This window comes from Candidatus Chryseopegocella kryptomonas, assembly GCF_001536065.1.
In the GTDB taxonomy this organism is placed as follows: domain Bacteria; phylum Bacteroidota; class Ignavibacteria; order Kryptoniales; family Kryptoniaceae; genus Kryptonium; species Kryptonium kryptomonas.
Window position 1 is genome coordinate 93,833 of sequence record NZ_CZVW01000007.1, and the last position, 20,260, is coordinate 114,092.

Genomic DNA, 20,260 nt, shown 5'->3' on the forward strand with positions numbered 1-20,260 from the left:
TTTTTTGAGATAAAGTTATTATATTTATCGCTGAATTAAGTTTGGCAACAAAAATTTAAAGCCAATGACGGAGAAACTCTGGGTTGAGGTTGAGGTGAAAATATCCGAGGAGAAACGTGAGCTTGTGATTGCGTTTGCGTCGGAATTGGGAGCAAGTGGGTTTTGGGAAACAGAAGAAGCGTTGAAATGCTATTTTAAAAAAGATGAATGGGATTCGGGCAAAGGCGAAAATTTTCTGGATTTTGTCAAAAATCTGGAAGTTGGGGATCAAAAAGTTGAAGTTTCAATAAAGGAATTTCACGAAGAAAACTGGAATAAAATCTGGGAAGAATCTATTGAGCCGATTGAAGTTGGCGAAAAATTTGTCATAAAACCAAGCTGGAAGGAATACAAAGGAGCAAGAAAAATAGTTATTGAAATTGATCCAAAGATGGCTTTTGGAACAGGTCATCACGAGACGACGAGATTAATGTTAAGGGCAATTGAAAAATATCTTTATCCAAAGTGTAAAGTTCTTGATGTCGGAACTGGTTCGGGAGTTCTTGCAATTGCGTCAATTAAACTTGGTGCGGAATTTGCAATTGGTGTTGACAATGACGAATGGGCTTATGAAAATGCGCTTGAAAATGCGAAGATAAACGGCGTTGAAGATAAGTTTAAAATTATCCTTGGCTCAATTGAAAGTGTAAAGGAGAAAGATTTTGATTTTATTTTTGCGAACATAAATAAGAACGCAATAATTGGGATGATGAAAGAGTTTCAAAACAGGCTGAAAAAGGGTGGTTTTTTGATCACATCTGGATTCCTTGATGTTGAGCAGGGAACAATTGAAGAATATCTTGTGGCGTATGATTTTGAAATAATTGATGTGTTGAAAGAAAATGAATGGGTTGCGATAGTTTCAAAATTGTAAAGTAAAATTTTTTGTCTATGAAAGTTGCTTCAATTGACATTGGCACGAACACATTGCTTCTTTTGATCGCCGATGTTAAAGATGGAAAAATAATTCCACTTCACAATTCGCAGATTATAGCACGGCTTGGAAAAAATGTTGAAGCAAGTGGTTTAATTCAAAAAGAAGCGTTTGATAAAGTTTTGAATGCTTTGATTGAGTTTAAAAAAATTTCCGAAAAATTTGGAGTTGAAAAGATTTTTGCGATCGGGACAAGTGCCTTAAGAGATGCTAAAAACAGAGATGACTTTTTAAATTTCATCAAAGAGAAAACGGGGATTGAAATTAAAGTTATCTCGGGTGAAGAAGAGGCAAAACTTACATATCTTGGGGCTGTAAGCGGTCTTGATGAAAAATTTTTGAACCAAAAGATAAGCGTAATTGACATCGGTGGTGGAAGCACGGAGGTGATACTTGGCTTGGGATTTGAGATAAAAAAATTTATTTCGCTTAACATTGGGACTGTGCGAATTACCGAAAAATTTCTGAAACATTCTCCACCGCTTGATGAGGAAATTAATAATGCAAAATTTTACATTCAGAATGAATTTGAAAAAGTTAAAAATTTTGAGTTTGAGGGTTCAACTCTTGTCGGGGTTGCTGCAACGGTTACAACAATTGCGTCATACTCTTTGAAACTTGAAACTTACAACGGGGAAAGAGTGAATGGCTATGTTATGGGGATTGAAACGATTGAGGAAATTTATAAGACATTTAGAAATTTAAGCGTTGCTGAAATAAGAAAAATACCGCAAATTTCAAAAGGGAGAGAAGATGTAATTTTTGCTGGAGTTTTAATTTTGCTTGAATTTATGAGAAAGTTTAATTTCAACAGCATAATTGCAAGTGATAGAGGCGTAAGATACGGAGTTATATTTAACCTTCTGCAAACAAACTTTTTATAGTTTTTTCCAATTCTTCAACCTGATACGGCTTCTGGACATAGCGAACATTTTTCTCTTCTGACATTAAATCTTGAACCTTTTTATCTGGTGAAAATCCAGATGTGAAGATAACTTTGACATCTTTGTTAAGATATTTAAGCTCTTTAAATGTTTCAAAGCCATCCATAAGTGGCATTATCACATCAAGAATGACGAGGTCAATCTCATCTTTTTTCTCTTTGTAAATTTTTATTCCTTCAACTCCATCGCCTGCTTGGATTACATCGTGTCCGAGTTCGTGTAATAAATCGGCAAGGAGCATGCGGAGAAATTCTTCATCGTCAATTATCAAAATTTTAAGTTTTGTTTTTGCGGGTTCAGCTGGTTCAATAATTTCTTCTTTTTTCCGTTCAACTGGAAGAAATAATTCAAAAGTTGAACCTTTGCCAAATGAGCTTGAAACTTTGATAAATCCGTTGTGATTTTTGATAACGCCGTAAGCCATTGAAAGCCCAAGTCCGCTTTTGCCAAGGGATCTTTTAGTTGTGAAAAATGGCTCAAAAATTCTTTTCATTGTTTCTTCGCTCATTCCAGTTCCAGTATCGGAAATTGAAACTTTAACATATTCGCCGGGTTTAAATTCTGGATCATCAACAATGTTTTGGCTATACCAACCGAATTCTGTTTTTATAGTTAGCGTTCCGCCTTTTTCCATCGCTTCAATTCCGTTTAAGATAATGTCATACAAAACTTGTAAAATTTGTTCACGATCACCGGCAATGTCTGGAATCCCTGGGTTAAATTCTGTTTTGATTGAAATTCCCTCAGCCGTTTGAATTTTTTTGAGAGCATCTATTATCAATTCGTTTAGATTCAGGTTTGATATTCTAAATTTTCCACCCCTTGCGTATCCGATGAGTTTCTTGACGAGTTCAGCACCTCTTATCGTTGCTCTTTCAATTATATCAGCCCAGTAGTGAATTCTTTCATCCTTTGGGACTTTTGATTTTATAAGTTGTGCTGAGCCAAGTATTCCGGCGAATACATTGTTGAATTCATGAGCCATACCCCCGGCGATTTGTGCAAGCCCACGAAGTTTATCCGCTTCGTGAACTTTGTCAAGTATTTTCAAATACTCTGTCAGATCAACTATGATACCATCGTAGTATGATTTTACGCTTGATTTTTTAAGCGAGATTTGAACATTTAGAACATTTCCAGATTTATTTTTCAATTGTGCGTCAAATCCTTTGACCTGTCCTTTTGACTGAATCTCTTTTTTGAATTTTTCGGCAACATCGGGCGAAACAAACAAATCGTAAAAATTAACATTGTCGTTGAGATTAAAGTTAAAAATTTTTTCAAATGCTGGATTTATATCCGCAAATTTTCCGCTCTCATCAATTCTGAAAATTGCTTCGCTTGAATTTTCAAATATGGCTCTATACTTGCTTTCTGATTCAAAAATCTGATGATACATTCGGGCATTTTGAATTGCTATTGAAAGAGTGTCCCCGATCGTTTGAAGGACAAGCAAATCAACATTGTCAAAAGCGTTGATAGTTTCGGATTCACAATTTATTGCGCCAATGATTTCATTTTTCACGATTAGCGGAATTACGACTTCCGATGCAGTTGTTTTGTAGTATCTTTTTGATTCTGGTTCAAGGATAAGATCGGGGATGTAGATAAGTTTTCTTTCACGAATTGCTTTGCCAATTAATCCGTCGTTTATTGATTGTGCGTATTCGTAAGGTAGAGATTCTTTTAATGTGCCATAAATTCCTCTCATTACGAGCAAATCACCAACTCTTTCGTAAATTTCAACGACGAGGTCTTTCTTTCCGAGAACAGAATAAATTAACTTAACAGCGTTTTCAAAAATTTTATCAACATCTCTTTCAAGGACAAGGTCTCGTGTTAGTTTGTAAACTGTTTCAAGTTTGAAGAGAAGTTTTATGTTTTCCATCGTTGAATCAAACTTTTCAAGGATGACAGCTATTGTTTCGGCTATCGTTTTGAAAATTCTGACATCTTCGGATGTAAACGCATTTGTTTTTTCAGAGCTTATATCAAGGACTCCGACTATTTTCCCTTTCTTTCTGATTGGAATTGCTATTTCCGAGGCGATTGGCGCATCATAAAGTGGGATAAATTGAGGACTTTTTGATACATCGTTTATCACAACTACATCACCAAGCAAAATAGCTGAACCCGCAATCCCATAGCCAGCTTCAAGTGTGTAAGTTTCATCAAGATAATCTTCAAGATAACCTGAAACTGCTGTCAATCTCAATTTTTTGGATTGATCAACGGAGAAATAAAGCACATTTAAAAATTTGAATTCGTTTCTTATCAATGAGACAACATTTTTAAAGAATTCGTCAATTGATTTTATCTCAAGACCAAGCCGAGAGATTTCGTATATGGTTTTAAATTGTGATTTCTGTCTTTCAAGTCGTCTTTCTTTTTCGTCAAGGAGTTTCACCATTTGGTTGAAGTTTTCCGCAAACTCGTAAATTTCGGATGACCTTGGGACTTCAAGTTGAACATTGTAAATTCCACGCCCAATATCCTGCATCAATCCAGAAACATTTGAGATTGGCTTTAAAACTCTGCGATTGAATGCGGTTAGCATTACGACGAAACCCAGAGCTACCAAAATTGCAATTGCTGTGAAGATGAATAAATTCGTAGTCCCAATTTTTTCAAGGTATGGGACTGCTTCAATTTTCAGGAAAACTGTGCCAATTTTTCCATTTTGAGAATAAACGGGCTTAACTTTTTCATAGATTCTTTTCTCGGGTATGTATCTTAACATTTCGGATTTGTATGTGGCTATTTCCCCATTTGGGATCTCATTTGAGTCACCTATTAAACAAAGCAGTTTTCCAGCGCTGTCAAATATGGCTATTAACTTTACATCGGGGAATTTTCCATAGCTTCGTGTAAATTCAATAACTTTTTCAATTTCACCCTGCGTCAGGTGAGCGTTTATCTCGTGGGATAAACTTGATGTGATGACTTCAATTTTATCCTTGACATAGGCATCAAAGTTTCGGATGACAGCGTGCTCATTTAGGTAAATTAAACCAGCGGTAATGAAAATCATTGAAAGTGTTATCAAACTTGCGATCGTTTTTCCGCTCATATTTTCCGATAATTCTTTTTATAACCTTTGCCCTTTCCCACAGCTATTCGGGAATGAACGAGTTAAAATATGATTACCAAACAAAATATAACGCTTATAATTGACAATGTCAAATCACATCAGGTTGTTTGCTTTTATCGGGTGTTTTGTTTATATTTTCAAAGCAAATCTGAAACAAAATCAAGAACCCTGATGCCGACAACAGCTGACATTAGAAATGGATTGAACATAAGATACAATGGTAAAGTTTATACCATCATTGATTTTCAGCATGTAAAAAGAGGTCGTGGCGGAGCTTTTGTGAGAGTTAAACTTAAAGATGTTAAAACGGGAAGAATACTTGAAGAGACATTTGATTCGGGCGAAGAAATTGAAATTGTCCGACTTGATTTTAGGAAGTTTCAATTTTTATACAAAGATGGGGATGATTTTGTTTTTATGGACCTTGAGACATTTGACCAGATTCATGTGCCGTCTGATCTTGTTGGTGATAATGCTTTGTTTATGAAGGAAAATGAGACGGTTGATATTTTGTTTGATGGAGATCAAATTCTTGGGATACAGCTTCCAACATTTGTTGAACTTGAAGTTGTTGAGACCGAGCCCGGGATAAAGGGTGATACAGTTACAAATGTTATGAAGCCAGCAAAACTTGAAACGGGTGCTATAATCAATGTTCCGTTGTTTATTGAGCAAGGAGAAAAGATAAAGGTTGACACGAGAACAGGTGAATATGTTGAAAGAGTAAAATAAAAAAGAGGGAGGAAAATGGATTTAAATTACATCAAAGAGTTAATTAAGGCGGTTGATGAAAGCGGTGTTGAAGAGGTTGAGATAGAAATTGAAGGTTCAAGATTGAGGATAAGCAAGAATCGCAAAGTTGAGGTTGCAACTAATTCAGGGATGAATTCATTACCGAATTATATTCCGATACCATTTCCAATTTACCCGCCATCTGGACTTGCTCAGCCATCTGTTCCTGTTTTCCAGATGCCTCAGACTATTCAGCAAACTGCTCCAGTTGAAGTCAAAGAGGAAAAACCCAAAGAGACAGTTGAAACTCCTGCTGTTGAAACAGGCAAAAAATATCACGAGATAAAATCTCCAATCGTTGGGACATTTTACCGTGCGCCAGCTCCGGATGCAGAGCCGTATGTTAAAGTTGGTGATGAAGTTTTCCCAGGCACAGTTCTTTGCATAGTTGAAGCGATGAAACTTATGAATGAGATTGAATCTGATGTTCACGGAAGAGTTGCGAAAATTCTTGTTGAAAACGCTCAACCTGTTGAATATGGACAGCCACTTTTCTTGATTGAACTTCTGGATTAATAAAAAATTCGGGTTGGAATTGTTTAAAAAAATTCTCATTGCTAATAGAGGTGAGATCGCATTAAGAATCATAAGAACTTGTAAGGAGCTTGGCATAAAAACGGTTGCGGTTTATTCCGAAGCAGATAGATATTCTCTTCATGTAAGATTTGCTGATGAAGCTGTTTGCATAGGTCCTGGTCCAAGCAAGGAAAGTTATCTTAACATTCCGAGAATAATTGCAGCAGCGGAGATAACAAATGCGGAAGCAATCCATCCGGGTTATGGATTTCTTTCCGAAAATGCGATGTTTGCCGAAATTTGCGAATCGTCGGGGATAAAGTTTATAGGTCCAACGCCAGATGCCATTGAAGCTATGGGAGATAAAGCATTGGCAAAGGAAACAATGAGAAAAGCAGGTGTTCCGGTCATCCCGGGAAGCGATGGAGTTGTTGAGACGCTTGAAGAAGCGAGAGAAATTGCAAATGAAATTGGTTTTCCCGTGATGTTGAAGGCAGCAGCTGGCGGTGGTGGAAAAGGAATGAGAATGGTGATGAGCGATGCTGAACTTGAAAACGCTTGGCAAACAGCACGTGCGGAAGCAGAAGCAGCTTTTGGAAATCCAGCTCTTTACATTGAAAAATTTATTGAAAAACCAAGACATGTTGAGATTCAAATTCTCGCCGATGAACACGGAAATGTGATTCATCTTGGCGAAAGAGATTGCTCAATTCAAAGAAGACATCAGAAACTCATAGAAGAATCGCCATCCCCGATTGTCACTCCGGAACTTCGTGAAGCAATGGGGCAAGCTGCTGTTAAAGGGGCAAAAAGTGTAAAGTATAGAAGCGCTGGGACAATTGAGTTTTTAGTTGATAAGAATGGGAATTTTTACTTTATGGAAATGAACACAAGAATACAAGTTGAACATCCTGTGACGGAAATGGTTTATGGAATTGACATAGTCAGGGAACAGATTAGAATTGCAGCGGGTGAAAAGCTTGGGATTAAACAAAAACAATTGAAGCCAAACGGTCATGCGATTGAGTGCAGAATTAACGCAGAAGATCCATTCAAAGGTTTCAGACCATCGCCCGGGAAGATAACTGCTTTGCATTTCCCCGGTGGTTATGGCGTTAGAGTTGATTCGCACATTTATCAAGATTATGTTGTCCCGCCGTATTATGATTCGTTAATTGCAAAGCTTATAGTTCACGCAAGAACGAGAGACGAAGCAATAGCTCGGATGTTAAGAGCGCTTGAAGAATTTGTAATTGAAGGCATTCATACGACTATACCATTTCACATTAAACTTTTGAACTCTCCAGAATTCAGAAGTGGCGTTGATTACGACACAAAGTTTGTTGATAATAGATTCAATATGAATGATTAAAACCTAAAAAGGAGAAAAAATATGCAATTCCCGGAAAATTTAAAGTACACAAAAGAACATGAATGGATAAGAGTTGAAGACAACTCTATCGGAGTTGTCGGGATAACGGACTATGCTCAAAGCGAGCTTGGGGACATCGTTTATGTTGAACTTCCACAGGTTGGAAAAGTTGTAAAGCAACTTGAATCGTTCGGGACAATTGAAGCGGTGAAAGCAGTTTCCGATCTTTTTTCTCCTGTTTCTGGTGAAGTTATTGAGGTAAATGAAAAGTTGAAGGATTCACCTGACTTGATAAACAAAGACCCATATGGCGAGGGCTGGATCATCAAAATTAAAATTAAAGATTTGAACGAACTTAACAATCTTCTTTCTGCGGAGGATTACAGGAAGTTAATCGGAAAGTGAAACTTTAAAATTTAAGGAGCACATCAAAAATGGGTTTCGTTCCAAACACTGATGAAGACAGACGGGAGATGCTCAAAGCAATTGGCGTCTCCTCATTTGAAGAATTAATCTCTGATATCCCGCCAGAGATAAGATTAAAAGAGGATTTGAAACTTCCAGAACCACTTTCGGAGTATGAAGTTTTAAAAGAACTTCAATCAATTTCGGAAAAAAATCTTGATTTAAACCACGCTATTTCGTTTCTTGGTGGTGGTGCTTATGATCATTTTGTCCCTTCGGCTGTTTTCACGATAATAAGCAGGTCAGAATTTTACACCGCTTACACTCCTTATCAAGCGGAAGTAAGTCAGGGGACTTTGCAGTCAATTTATGAGTATCAAACGATGATTTGCAGATTAACTGGGATGGATGTTGCAAATGCATCAATGTATGATGGTGGGAGTGCTCTTGCAGAAGCAGTTTTGCTTGCGATTGGACACACTGGAAGAAATGAAGTTGTGATTGCAGGTCCTGTTAATCCGAATTATTTGACCGTTGTTCGCACATACACTCATCCGAGGAAAGCGGAAGTTAAATTAACAAAGTTTGATTCAGGGGTTTGTGATATTGAGGATTTGAAATCAAAAGTTAATGAAAAAACAGCGTGCGTTATCGTTCAACAGGCGAACTTTTTCGGAAACATTGAAGATGTGTTTGAGATTGAAAAAGTTGCTCATAAAGTTGGGGCTTTGTTCATAGTTGCAATTGATCCGATTTCACTTGGGCTTTTGATCCCGCCGGGTGAATATGGGGCTGATGTGGTCGTCGGTGAAGGACAACCGTTGGGAATTCCGTTAAGTTTCGGAGGTCCGTATCTTGGAATTTTTGCAGTGAAGGAATTTTTGATAAGAAAAATCCCGGGGCGACTTTCTGGAGTGACAATTGACAGAGACGGCGAGCGTGGTTTTACACTTACGCTTCAAACAAGAGAACAACACATAAGAAGAGAAAAAGCGACATCAAACATTTGCACAAATCAAGGTCTGATGATGCTTGCAGCGACCGTTTATATGGCTTTGATGGGGAAGCAAGGTTTAAGAGAGGTTGCAAATCTTTGCCTTCAAAAAAGTCATTATCTTGCAGAGGAAATTTCAAAAATTGAAGGTTTCAAATTAAAGTATAATCAACCATTCTTCAAGGAATTTGTCGTTCAAACCCCAATGCCTGTCTCAAAGATAAAGGAGAAATTGCAAGCGAAAAAAATTTTGCCTGGGATTGACCTTTCAAAGTTTGATGGTTATGGTGATGGTTTGCTTATTGCTGTGACGGAGAAAAGGACGAAGAAAGAGATGGATTTGTTTGTTGATGAATTGAGAAATCTTGTCAAGGGTTGATTTTGAGGTTCTAAATTTTAAGAGGGGCGTGTTTTACGCCCCTAATTTTTTTATAAAGGGGGAAATTTTAACAAATAAATAAGCACCCGAAATGCGTAGGTTCACGGTGATAATTCCGACTTTGAATGAAGAAGCAACACTTTGCTGGGCTGAAAAAATCTTTACAGATGAATTTAAAAGAAAATATGATATTGAAGTTATCATAAGTGATGGGGGAAGCACTGATTTGACAATTGAGATTGCGAAAAAATTCGCTGACAAAATTATTTTGAATGAGAACTTTGAAAAGCAAACGATCGCAAAAGGAAGAAACATCGGGGCTTTAAATTCCAACGGTGAAATTCTTGTTTTCTTAAACGCAGACGCAAGGATAAACGATGTTGATACTTTTTTTAAACTTGTTGATAACCTTATGAAGATGCCAATGGTTGTTGCACTTGCTTTTGATGTTTTCGTCTATCCAGAAGAAGAATTGTTCAAAGATAAAGTTTTTCACATCTTTTTAAATAAATTTTTTGCGATGCTAAATGTTATCGGTCTTGGAATGGGAAGAGGTGAGTGTCATGTAGTTAAAAGGGAAATTTTTTTCAAAGCAGGCGGATACAATGAAAATCTCCCCGCTGGCGAGGACTTTGAATTTTATATGCGAATTCGTCGGTTGGGGAAAATAATAAATGTTCACGGCTTGAAGATTTACGAATCCCCAAGAAGATACCGAAAGTATGGCTACATTAAGACACTTACATTGTGGTTTTTAAATTCTGTTTCAATTATCTTTCGCAAAAAGTCAATTTCAAAAGTTTGGAACGCTGTAAGATGAGAAAATTTTTCATTCTCTTTTTAATCATCACGATGCAAGTTTTTTCGCAGGTTGAAAATGTTCCTGTGTCGCACAGGGTTTATGATTTTTTGAAGCGAATGGAAGTAAGAGGGATAATCAAAAATTTTGACGATGGGTCTTTGCCTTTGTCAAGAAATGAAGTTGCAAATTTTCTCATTGAAATTTATTCTCAAAAAGAAAAATTGACAGAGAGAGAACTTGGATACCTTGAACTTTTGATGATTGAGTTTGAAAACGAACTTGGGCGTGAAAAATTTTTTGAGACATCAATTTTGAAAGATGGATTAAAATTTAAAGATGGCATTTTTTCCGACAGAGCGAAATATCTTTACACTTACAGAGACACGAACATTTCTTTTTTCGTTGATGCACTTTTTAACATTGAATCAAGATTTTCACGGACTTCAAATGTTCATCTTGTTGAAATAGGCGGACGATTGCGTGGGACTTATGATGGGAAACTCGGCTTTTATCTTCAATCAACGGATGGGCAATCATTCGGAAGCAAAGAACTTGCACTTGAAGATTTGAGATTGAAGCAAAATTATAAATTCAATGAACAAGGTTCTGTTAATTTTGATTTCACAGATGCTTACATAAAATATCAAACGAAGCATTTAAGTTTTCAAATTGGCAGAGAAACCATAACACAGGGATATGGATTTTCTGGAAAATTATTTGTCTCAATGACATCGCCAGTTTTTGACTTTTTGAAAATTAGGTTCAAATATAAAGGCGTGTCTTATGACTTCGTTCATTCGTGGCTTCTTGGGACGAAGTTTTTTTTGCAAGATACGGTTTCTGGAAATGTTCCATTTGTGAATTCAAAATATCTTGCAACGCACAGGTTGAGTTTTAATTTCTGGAATAAGTTTTATTTTGGTGTGTGGGAAGGAGTTATTTACACAAAGCGTTTCCCCGAACTTGCGTATTTAAATCCGATTAACTTTTACAAGTCCGCTGAACATTCGCTTCAAGACAGAGATAATGCTTTGCTTGGCTTTGATTTCAAAGCAAATCTTTTTAGAAACTTTCAAATTTATGGGACGATTTTAATTGACGATATAAATTTTCCGTTAATTGGCACAGGTTGGTATGGGAATGAACTTGGATATCAAGTTGGGCTTTATTTTGCTAATTTTGTGAGGGATGCAGATTTTATCTTTGAATACACAAGGATTGAGCCGTATGTTTATTCTCACAGGTTCAATGAGAACAGTTACACTCACAACGGATTTTTAATCGGACACGAGATTGGACCGAATTCAGATGATTTTTTCGCAAAAATTATTTATCTTTTATCAAAAAGAGCAACTTTGAGTATCTTTGCTGAAAGGATAAGGCACGGGAAAAATCCCGTGGTTGGAGGCGATACAATAAATGTAGGTGGAGATTTTAACCTTGGTCATCGCACATGGGACGCTGAAAAAGTTAAGTTCCTTGATGGAGTAGTTGAGAAAAAGTTCAGGTATGGAGTTGATTTACTTTTGGAGATAAGAAAAGATTTTATGCTTGGCTTCGGTGTTGGAATTTATGAGAAAAAATTTTTAACTTATCTCAAACTAAAAATAGATTACTAAGGAGGCAGAGAATATGTTGAGGCAAAAGTTTTCATATCTGACGATGATAATTGTCCTGGTGATCGGGATCGTCATCGGGGCAAATTTAAGCAGTTTGTTTTCAAGCGATGACATTTATATCCAAATTATGAAATTGAACGATGTTTTGAATCTGACACGAAAAAATTATGTTGATAAAATTGACACTCAAACACTTGTAGAAGCAGCGATTCAGGGAATGCTTGAGATTCTTGATCCACATTCAGTTTATATTCCAGCCAAAGCGATGGAAAGAGTTAATGAAGATATAAGAGGAAGTTTTGAGGGGATTGGAATTGAATTCACGATAATAAACGACACGATAAATGTTGTGTCACCGATTGCTGGAGGTCCAAGTGAACAGCTTGGGATAATGGCGGGAGATAAGATAATTAAGATAGACGATGAACCTGCAATTGGATTGAAGAATGAAGATGTGATAAAGAAATTGCGAGGTCCAAAGGGAACGAAGGTTAAGGTGACAATTTTAAGACCGGGAGTTAAAGAGTTGATTGATTATGTCATCACGCGCGATAAAATATCAATTTACAGCGTTGATGTTGCGGTTATGGTCGCAAAAGATGTCGGCTATATAAGCATAAATAGATTTTCAGAGACGACAGATCGTGAGTTCAAAGAAGCGGTTGAGAAGCTTAAAGCCCGTGGTATGAAGAAACTTATACTTGACCTTCGCAATAATCCGGGTGGTTTGCTTTCGGAAGCGGTTAAAGTTGCTGATGAGTTTCTCCCGGAGGGAAAACTCATAGTTTATACGAAGGGACGCTTGAGCGAGTATAATGAAGAATTTTATGCGACAAAAGAAGGCACACTTGAAAAAATCCCGGTTGTTGTGCTTGTAAATCAAGGGACAGCGTCTGGAAGCGAAATTGTTGCAGGTGCTATTCAAGATTGGGATAGAGGATTGGTTGTTGGTGATACAACATTTGGTAAAGGTTTGGTTCAGAGACAATTTCCATTAAACGATGGCTCTGCCATAAGATTGACAACAGCAAGATATTACACGCCAAGCGGTAGATTGATACAGAAACCATACGAAGGTAAGAAATATATTTCAAGTTCGGAACAAACTAAAAAAGACACATCAAAAGCAGTATATTTCACTAAAATTTTAAATCGTCCAGTTTACGGCGGTGGCGGAATTGCTCCAGATTTCGTGGTTAAAACTCAGAACTTGACAGATCTTTCCATTGATATAAGAAGGCATAATTTGTTTTACATTTTCATTTCCAATTTTATGGACGAAAATGGAAATTGGATAAGGAAGAAATACGGGAACGATTTTGAATTTTTCAAGCGTGATTTTCAAATAACTGATGAAATGCTTGATAACTTTAAGAATTTTGTCATCTCAAAAGGTGTGAAGTGGAATGAAAGCGATTATCAAAAAGATTTGCCTTACATAAAAGCGATTTTGAAAGCTCATGTTGCAAGATTTATTTGGCGCAACGAGGGTTGGTATCCGATAATGCTTGAAGTTGATGAGCAATTCCAGAAGGCGTTGGAATTGATGCCACAAGCGGAAAAATTATTTGCAAGTGGTAGATAATTTAGAAAAAGCTCCCGCATCCTGCGGGAGCAATTCATTTAAAAATAAATTGGGATGGCAAAATGAAATTGAGATTGCTATTTTTTTTAATTTTTGCTCTTTCACTTGGTTTGATTGCACAAGTTCAACAACAGCAAACGCAGACAAGATATTCAGTTGATGATGTTATGAAAAAACTTGAAACGATGGATAACTCACTCAAAGAAAAAGTTGATGCTCTGCGAAATGAATTTGACCAAAAATTAAATCAAAGCGTGAATCAGGTAAGGGATGAACTTTCTTCAAAAATTGAAAAAGTTGATTCAAAAGTTTCATCAATTTCATCACAGACAGAGCAAGTTTCTAAAAGAATTAGCCAGATTTCGGCGCAGAATCGTGAACTTAGAGATCGCATTTCCAGAGTTGAAGAAAAAGTTTCGGGGGTTGAAAGTGAAATTGGAGATGTAAAAAAGTCAGTCGCCGATGTTGACGCAGGTGTTAAGGAGATGTCAGCTAAAATTGATGAGAACTCGTCAAAGTTTGATCAAATCCTTTCAAAGCTTGGTTCAAACAGAGCGGTTTTTATCGTTGGTATTGTAATTCTGATAATTCTTTCAGCTGGAATTGCAGTCGGAGTTATGAATCTTTCAAAATTGACAAAGTCAGTTGAAAGAAACATACTTGATGGTTTTGAAAGCAGTGCTGGTAAAATTGAAGTTACGACAAATGATTTGAAGACAATAGTTGATGTTTTAAAACAGCAGACAAGCGAGATAGTTGCGTATCAGAGAATTCTTGAAGAGCGAATAATTTCTGCTCAACAGCAGATAGAGGCAAAACTTGAAGAAAAGCTCGCAACAAGACGAGGCAGGACAAGAAAAACATCATCATCTTCGGAAGAGTAGGTTATGAAATTTATTTTTCTGTTTGTTTTGGCATTTAAAATTTTGTTTTCGCGTTTTGAATCAGCGGTAGAGTTTCAGCAGGAATTTGAAAAATTTGATAAAAAGTTCAATACATCGTTCATTCAAGTTGGAGAAGAACTTGTTTACGAAGTTAAGTATCTTTTTTTCAAGCTCGGTCAGATTAAATTCACGGTCGTGGATAAGTTCATTGATAATGGGAAAGAATTTTACAGGGTAAGGGTGAAGATAGATTCGTATTCCGTTCCGTTCGTTGATATACATGCTAATTTTGACGCTGTTTTTGATTCAAGATTTGTCGCTCAAAGATATTACAGCGAGATGAACGAGAAGAAGTATTATCAAAGCGTAAGATATAACTTCGTTGAAAAATCTTCTTTCTATGTTGTTGAAAAAAATTATCAAAATTTTGAGTATAACACAAAGGGGAAAAGAGTTGATACAGTGAAGGTGATGACGAATTATTGCGATGGTCCGTCGCTTTTTTATTATGCACGGTCAAATGCTTCGGTTCAGAAGACGATGGTTCTTCCAACTTTTATAGAAGGAGTTAAAGGAATTACGATTATAAACTTTGGAAAGAAGAAGACGAAAATAAAAATTGATGCTTTGAATCGTCCAATTGAAGCATATGAGATTGATGGGAAAGCAAGTTATGTTGGATTTTTTGGATTGACAGGTGATTTTACTGGCTGGATAAGTGCGGATGAAAAAGCAATACCTTTGAAAGGTAAGTTAAAAGTCATTGTTGGAAGCGTGATCGTTGAACTTAAAAGTTGGAATTTTGATTGGAAACCAGCTTAAACAAAAACAAAATTTGTTTGGGTTATGAAGATTTTACCTTACAGAGGCAAATTTCCCGAAATTGATGAATCAGTTTTCATAGCTGATGGTGCAGTTGTAATTGGTGATGTTGTCATTGGCAAGGATTCAAATATATGGTTTAACGCTGTCATTCGTGGAGATGTAAATTATATAAGGATTGGTGAGAGGACAAACATTCAGGATGGATGCATTCTTCATGTGACCACGGATAAATATCCTTTAATTGTTGGAAATGATGTGACGGTCGGGCATGGTGCAATTTTGCATGGTGCGGTGATTCGTGATAAATGTCTAATTGGTATGGGGGCAATTGTTCTTGATGGCGCAGAAGTGAAGTCGTATTCTCTTGTTGCTGCTGGTTCGCTTGTGAAGCAGGGATTTATCGTCCCTGAGGGAACTCTTGTTGCAGGCGTACCTGCTAAGGTTGTGAGAGAATTAACAGACGAAGAGAAAAAGGCAATTGAAGAGTCAGCACTTCATTATGTTGAACTTTCAAAAGAATATAAGAACTTAAAGGGGGTAAGTTATGAAGTTAAAAATATGGGGTTGTAGGGGCTCAATCCCTACTCCGGGAAAGGACACGGTCAGATACGGGGGGAATACTCCCTGCGTTGAACTTAAACTTGACGACAATAATTTGATCATCCTTGACTCTGGAACCGGGATAAAAAATCTTGGAAATTATCTCATTCATAAAGGCGAGTCAATTCGTGCTTATATAATGATAACTCATCCGCACTGGGATCACATTCAAGGTTTTCCGTTCTTTAAACCGCTTTTTATCTCTGGAAATGAATTTACAATCGTTGGTTCTGGGGCAAGGACGAAAACACTTGAACAAATAGTCGCAGATCAAATGGATAGGGTTTATTTTCCAGTGAGGTTAAGTGAGTTAAAAGCGAGCATAAAATTTTTACAGGTTGGGGAAGAAGAATTTAAAATTTATGATGCTGTTGTTCAAACGATTTATGTCAATCATCCAGGTTTTACGCTTGGGTATAGAATAACCTTTAACAACAAGACAGTAGTTTACATAAGTGACAATGAACCGTTTGACAGGGAGATAACCCCGTATCTATTCAACTGGGAAAAGGAAGTTATTGAGAAATTTGACACAGTTCCGGGTGATCCGAACAAAAGAATTTTTGACTTTGTCCGTGGTGCTGATCTCTTGATTCACGATACAACTTACACGCCGGAGGAATATGTTGAAAAGGTTGGATGGGGACACTCGCATTATTTGTTTACTTTGAGAGTTGCACACGAAGGTGAAGTCAAGCGACTTCTTCTTTTCCATCACGACCATACTCATACGGATAATATGATAGATGAGATTTTTGAACATTGCAAAAACGAGGTTAAAAAAAGAAAATATAAATTCAATCTTTTAGTTGCTTCGGAAGGGATGGAGATAGAAATTTAAATTTGTTTTATTTGGAGTGGTTTTATAAATTGTTTTCGCAAAGGATTTGAAACAATTTTTAAGCGGTGATGAAAAAAATTGCAATCCTTGGTTCCACTGGATCAATCGGTAGAAACGCCATTGAAGTGATTTTGAATTTTCCAGATAGATTTAAGGTCACTTATCTTGCGGTGAATAAAAATATAGAGCTTTTGCTTGAACAGGTAAGAATTTTGAAACCGAGAGGAGTTGCCATTTTTGATAGAAAGAAAGCGGAGGAATTTTCAAAACTTGTAAATGGCACAGTTGAAGTTCTTGCTGGTGAAGAAGGTCTGGTTGAAATTGTGTCAAGAGACGATGTTGATATTGTGTTAAACTCTTTGGTTGGTTTTTCTGGGCTTAAACCCACGGTGAAGGCGATTGAGAATAAAAAAAGAATTGCGCTTGCAAACAAAGAAACTCTTGTTGTAGCAGGCGAGATAATCACGAAACTTCTGAAAGAAAACGATGTTGAACTTATCCCGGTTGATAGCGAACACAATGCTATATTTCAATGTCTTGTCGGCGAGAATGTTTCAAGCATAAACAAGATAATTCTAACAGCGTCTGGTGGTCCATTTCTTAACAAAGATAAATCTGAGCTTGAAAATGTGACAATTGAAGAAGCACTTAAACATCCAAATTGGAAGATGGGCAAAAAGATAACGATTGATTCAGCGACATTGATGAATAAAGGGCTTGAAGTAATTGAGGCGCATTGGTTGTTTGGTCTGCCAGTTGAAAAAATTAAGGTCGTGATCCATCCGCAATCAATCATTCATTCAATGGTTGAATTTGTTGATGGCTCAATAAAAGCACAACTTGGCGTTCCAGATATGAAAATACCAATTCAATATGCCCTGACTTATCCCGAGAGAACACCAGCAAATTATGGACAAGTTGATTTTGTAAAACTTGGAAAAATAACTTTTCTTGAGCCCGATTTTGAAAAATTTGAATGTTTAAAAATTGCTTATGAAGTTGCCAAACTTGGCGGAACTTATCCAACTGTGTTGAATGCTGCAAATGAGGTTGCGGTTGAACTCTTTCTCAATCGCAAAATTAAATTCACACAAATACCAGAGATAATTAAAAGAGCAATTGATTCACATAGACCTAAATTTAATCCAGACCTTGATGATATTTTCAAAGTTGATTTTGAAACAAGGGAATTAGTAAAAAATTTGGAGGCAGTGAATTAAACTATGGAAGTCATAAAAACTATATTCTACTTTGCTATAACAATTGGCGTGCTTGTTTTAGTCCACGAATTCGGACATTTCATTGCTGCTAAACTTTCAAAGATGAGGGTTGAAGTATTTTCAATTGGCTTTGGAACAAGATTAATTGGGAAAAAAATTGGTGAGACGGATTATAGAATATCAGCATTTCCGCTTGGAGGTTATGTTAAGATCGCTGGTATGGTTGATGAGAGCCTTGACACTGGTTTTCTTGGAGCAAAGCCCGAGCCGTATGAGTTTAGAAGCAAACCATTTTATCAGAAATTTTTCGTGATAACGGCAGGCGTGATTATGAATATGCTTCTTGCGGTGGTTTTATTCACTGCGATTTTTATGATTCAAGGAAAGACATTTAGAGATGTAAGAGAAGTTGGGTTTGTGATTCCGAATTCGCCTGCTTATGAATCTGGCTTTAAAGAAGGCGATAAAATTTTAACAGTCAACGGGAAAAAGGTCAATTATTGGGATGATATAATTAGAATTGCTTTTGTTGATGATTTGACGAAAGATTTGAGTTTTGGAATTCAGCGTGGTGGTGAAAATCTCGTGCTTCAAATTCAGAGGGAGAAAATTCCGGAAGTTCCATCCGAAGATGCGCTTGGGATTTTGCCCAAATACACCGAGACAATGGTTATGGCAGTTGAGCCGGGGCGTCCAGCGGAAAAAGTTGGAATCAAGCCGAGAGATTTTATTTTATCTGCAAATGGTGAAAAAATTTACAGCCCAAGTCAACTTACTTCAATTATACGGGCAAATGCAGGCAAGGAAGTAATTTTAAAGATAAAGAGAGATAATGAATCTTTTGACTTGAAAGTCGTTCCTGATCCTGATGGCAGAATTGGAATTCAAATTACCGCTTTTTACAATGGACCTGTTAAAAAAGAAAGTTATAATCCAGTTGAAGCACTTTGGGTCGGGCTTGGTGAAACTTATAGGATTTCGGCTTTAACTGTTAATGGAATAAAACAATTGATAACAGGCAAAGTCCCAGTTCAAAAAAGCATCGCTGGTCCGATTAGAATTGCAAAGTTTGCAACTCAAAGCGCCGACATTGGATTGACTGCGTTTCTTGGGTTTATGGCGATTTTAAGCATAAGTTTGGCTTTTCTGAACATTCTCCCATTTCCTGGGCTTGATGGTGGTCATCTTGCAATTTTGATTGTTGAGGGGATTATAAGAAGAGAAATTCCCTACAAAGTCAAAATTGCAATTCAGCAGGCGGGGATAATAATCCTGATTATTTTGATGATTTTTGTTCTGTATAACGACATCGTTCATTTTTAATTGTGATTTCGTTCACTGATCAAATTATGGTGCGGTTGTAATTTTAAAGTGAAACTAAAATAAATTTTTGAGGTTTGCCATGAAAAAGTTTTTGGCGTTTTTCATAGTTTTCACATCAATTGTTTTTGCGCAAGTTAATCTGCAGGTTTCAGCCCCTGCAACGCTTGATCAGGTAAATATCGCCGATCTTGATGTGAGCAAATTAAAAGATTTACCACTTTTGTTCACGATCTTTATAACGAGTCAAAATCCGGTGACTATGAAACTACATTTTCAAGTTTTTGCAAAGATTGGAAATGAGCCGGAGAGTATATTAGCAGATGCGTGGACGTTGCCGTTTGATGTTGAAAGAGTGTTAAGTTTTACAAATCAAGACCTTGCAGCCGGGAGAACAAATATAAAAAACGATGGGAACAAGACGAAAGTTTATGAAGATAAGATAAAAAGAGTTAAGGAGCTTGCACAGTCAACAGGTAGATTGCCCGCTGGAAGTTACAGGTTTGTTATACAGTTGCTTGATCAAGCTGAGTTGTCGGTTTTAGCATCGTGGGAGAAAATTTATGAGGTTATGAATCCGTCAAGGATTGATCTTGTTGCGCCAGGTTATCAATCTGAGGTGCGAACGCAATTTCCGATATTTAGATGGGTTGCGCCGTATTTGAAAGAATTTGAGATTTATGTCTATGAAAAATTGCCTAATCAAACAACGCCGGAAGAGGTTGTCTCAGGTGATAAAAATTTGAGATGGAGATTCAAAACGAACGATACACAAATTCAATATCCGCAGAATGCTTTGCCGCTTGAAAATGGGAAAGAGTATTTCTGGTTTGTTAAGTCAAGCATAACAGGAAGTCGTGGCATAGAAGAAATAAGAAGTGAGATATGGAGTTTTAAGGTTAATCTTGGTGAGCAAACCGTTCAGATTACTCCAAATTTAACTCCCGAGCAGAGAAGGACAATTGACAATTTGATAAAGTCACTTAACCAAGGTGGAAATTCTGAAATCGCAAATTTGCTGGGTAAAATTGTTTCTGATTTTCAAGTTTTGATTGATGGGAGACCTATCAGCGCATCTGAACTTTCGGAGCTTTTGAA

General features: G+C 36.9%; 18 protein-coding genes. 17 read left to right on the top strand and 1 reads right to left on the bottom strand.

Translation table 11 applies throughout. The features are described 5' to 3' along the window. Positions 1-64: 64 nt before the first annotated feature. Together prmA and AWW83_RS04410 are read left to right on the top strand one after the other, a co-directional pair. On the top strand, positions 65-913 hold the full coding sequence (gene prmA, locus AWW83_RS04405) for a 50S ribosomal protein L11 methyltransferase (RefSeq protein ID WP_092349069.1): 849 nt from the start codon (positions 65-67) through the stop codon (positions 911-913). 17 nt (positions 914-930) lie between these two features. Beyond that, the gene (locus AWW83_RS04410; RefSeq protein WP_092349072.1) at positions 931-1,857 is read left to right on the top strand and encodes a Ppx/GppA phosphatase family protein; all 927 of its coding nucleotides are present in this window, start codon (positions 931-933) and stop codon (positions 1,855-1,857) included. Here AWW83_RS04410 and AWW83_RS04415 read toward each other — a convergent pair. Continuing rightward, entirely contained in the window at positions 1,829-4,987 is a 3,159-nt protein-coding gene (locus tag AWW83_RS04415) for a GAF domain-containing protein (protein WP_092349075.1), read from the bottom strand. The two genes, AWW83_RS04410 and AWW83_RS04415, sit on opposite strands and share 29 nt — an antisense overlap. A 192-nt stretch (positions 4,988-5,179) precedes the next feature. Here AWW83_RS04415 and efp point away from each other — a divergent pair, with 192 nt between their 5' ends. The 15 genes from efp to AWW83_RS04490 all read left to right on the top strand — a co-directional run. After that, complete coding sequence (efp, locus tag AWW83_RS04420; protein ID WP_092349078.1) at positions 5,180-5,740, top strand: elongation factor P; 561 nt, start codon at positions 5,180-5,182, stop codon at positions 5,738-5,740. Between the two features lie 15 nt (positions 5,741-5,755). Next, the gene (accB, locus tag AWW83_RS04425; RefSeq protein ID WP_092349081.1) at positions 5,756-6,316 is read left to right on the top strand and encodes an acetyl-CoA carboxylase biotin carboxyl carrier protein; all 561 of its coding nucleotides are present in this window, start codon (positions 5,756-5,758) and stop codon (positions 6,314-6,316) included. A 19-nt stretch (positions 6,317-6,335) separates the two neighbouring features. After that, the gene (gene accC, locus AWW83_RS04430; protein ID WP_092349084.1) at positions 6,336-7,688 is read left to right on the top strand and encodes an acetyl-CoA carboxylase biotin carboxylase subunit; all 1,353 of its coding nucleotides are present in this window, start codon (positions 6,336-6,338) and stop codon (positions 7,686-7,688) included. 21 nt (positions 7,689-7,709) lie between these two features. Next, positions 7,710-8,093, top strand: a complete 384-nt coding sequence (gcvH, locus tag AWW83_RS04435; RefSeq protein WP_092349087.1) for a glycine cleavage system protein GcvH — start codon at positions 7,710-7,712, stop codon at positions 8,091-8,093. Positions 8,094-8,122: 29 nt separating this feature from the next. Continuing rightward, positions 8,123-9,466, top strand: coding sequence for an aminomethyl-transferring glycine dehydrogenase subunit GcvPA (gcvPA, locus tag AWW83_RS04440; protein WP_092349090.1), 1,344 nt, complete (start codon positions 8,123-8,125; stop codon positions 9,464-9,466). Positions 9,467-9,557: 91 nt separating this feature from the next. Continuing rightward, positions 9,558-10,286, top strand: a complete 729-nt coding sequence (locus AWW83_RS04445) for a glycosyltransferase (protein ID WP_092349093.1) — start codon at positions 9,558-9,560, stop codon at positions 10,284-10,286. Then, a complete protein-coding gene (locus AWW83_RS04450) occupies positions 10,283-11,887 on the top strand; it encodes a capsule assembly Wzi family protein (RefSeq protein WP_092349096.1) in 1,605 nt (534 codons plus the stop codon). The genes AWW83_RS04445 and AWW83_RS04450 overlap by 4 nt, the downstream gene beginning before the upstream one ends. 13 nt (positions 11,888-11,900) lie before the next feature. Further along, positions 11,901-13,472, top strand: coding sequence for a S41 family peptidase (locus tag AWW83_RS04455; protein WP_092349099.1), 1,572 nt, complete (start codon positions 11,901-11,903; stop codon positions 13,470-13,472). A 62-nt stretch (positions 13,473-13,534) separates the two neighbouring features. Beyond that, the gene (locus tag AWW83_RS04460) at positions 13,535-14,356 is read left to right on the top strand and encodes a rhoptry family protein (protein ID WP_092349102.1); all 822 of its coding nucleotides are present in this window, start codon (positions 13,535-13,537) and stop codon (positions 14,354-14,356) included. A gap of 3 nt (positions 14,357-14,359) precedes the next feature. Next, positions 14,360-15,178, top strand: a complete 819-nt coding sequence (locus tag AWW83_RS04465) for a DUF3108 domain-containing protein (RefSeq protein WP_092349105.1) — start codon at positions 14,360-14,362, stop codon at positions 15,176-15,178. Positions 15,179-15,202: 24 nt separating this feature from the next. Then, on the top strand, positions 15,203-15,751 hold the full coding sequence (locus tag AWW83_RS04470) for a gamma carbonic anhydrase family protein (protein WP_092349107.1): 549 nt from the start codon (positions 15,203-15,205) through the stop codon (positions 15,749-15,751). After that, entirely contained in the window at positions 15,726-16,622 is an 897-nt protein-coding gene (locus tag AWW83_RS04475; RefSeq protein ID WP_092349110.1) for an MBL fold metallo-hydrolase, read from the top strand. The genes AWW83_RS04470 and AWW83_RS04475 overlap by 26 nt, the downstream gene beginning before the upstream one ends. A 68-nt stretch (positions 16,623-16,690) precedes the next feature. After that, a complete protein-coding gene (locus tag AWW83_RS04480) occupies positions 16,691-17,842 on the top strand; it encodes a 1-deoxy-D-xylulose-5-phosphate reductoisomerase (RefSeq protein ID WP_092349113.1) in 1,152 nt (383 codons plus the stop codon). Positions 17,843-17,845: 3 nt separating this feature from the next. Further along, on the top strand, positions 17,846-19,165 hold the full coding sequence (rseP, locus tag AWW83_RS04485) for an RIP metalloprotease RseP (protein ID WP_092349116.1): 1,320 nt from the start codon (positions 17,846-17,848) through the stop codon (positions 19,163-19,165). 79 nt (positions 19,166-19,244) lie between these two features. Further along, the coding region (locus AWW83_RS04490; RefSeq protein WP_143713886.1) for a hypothetical protein at positions 19,245-20,260 on the top strand (1,016 nt) is incomplete at its 3' end.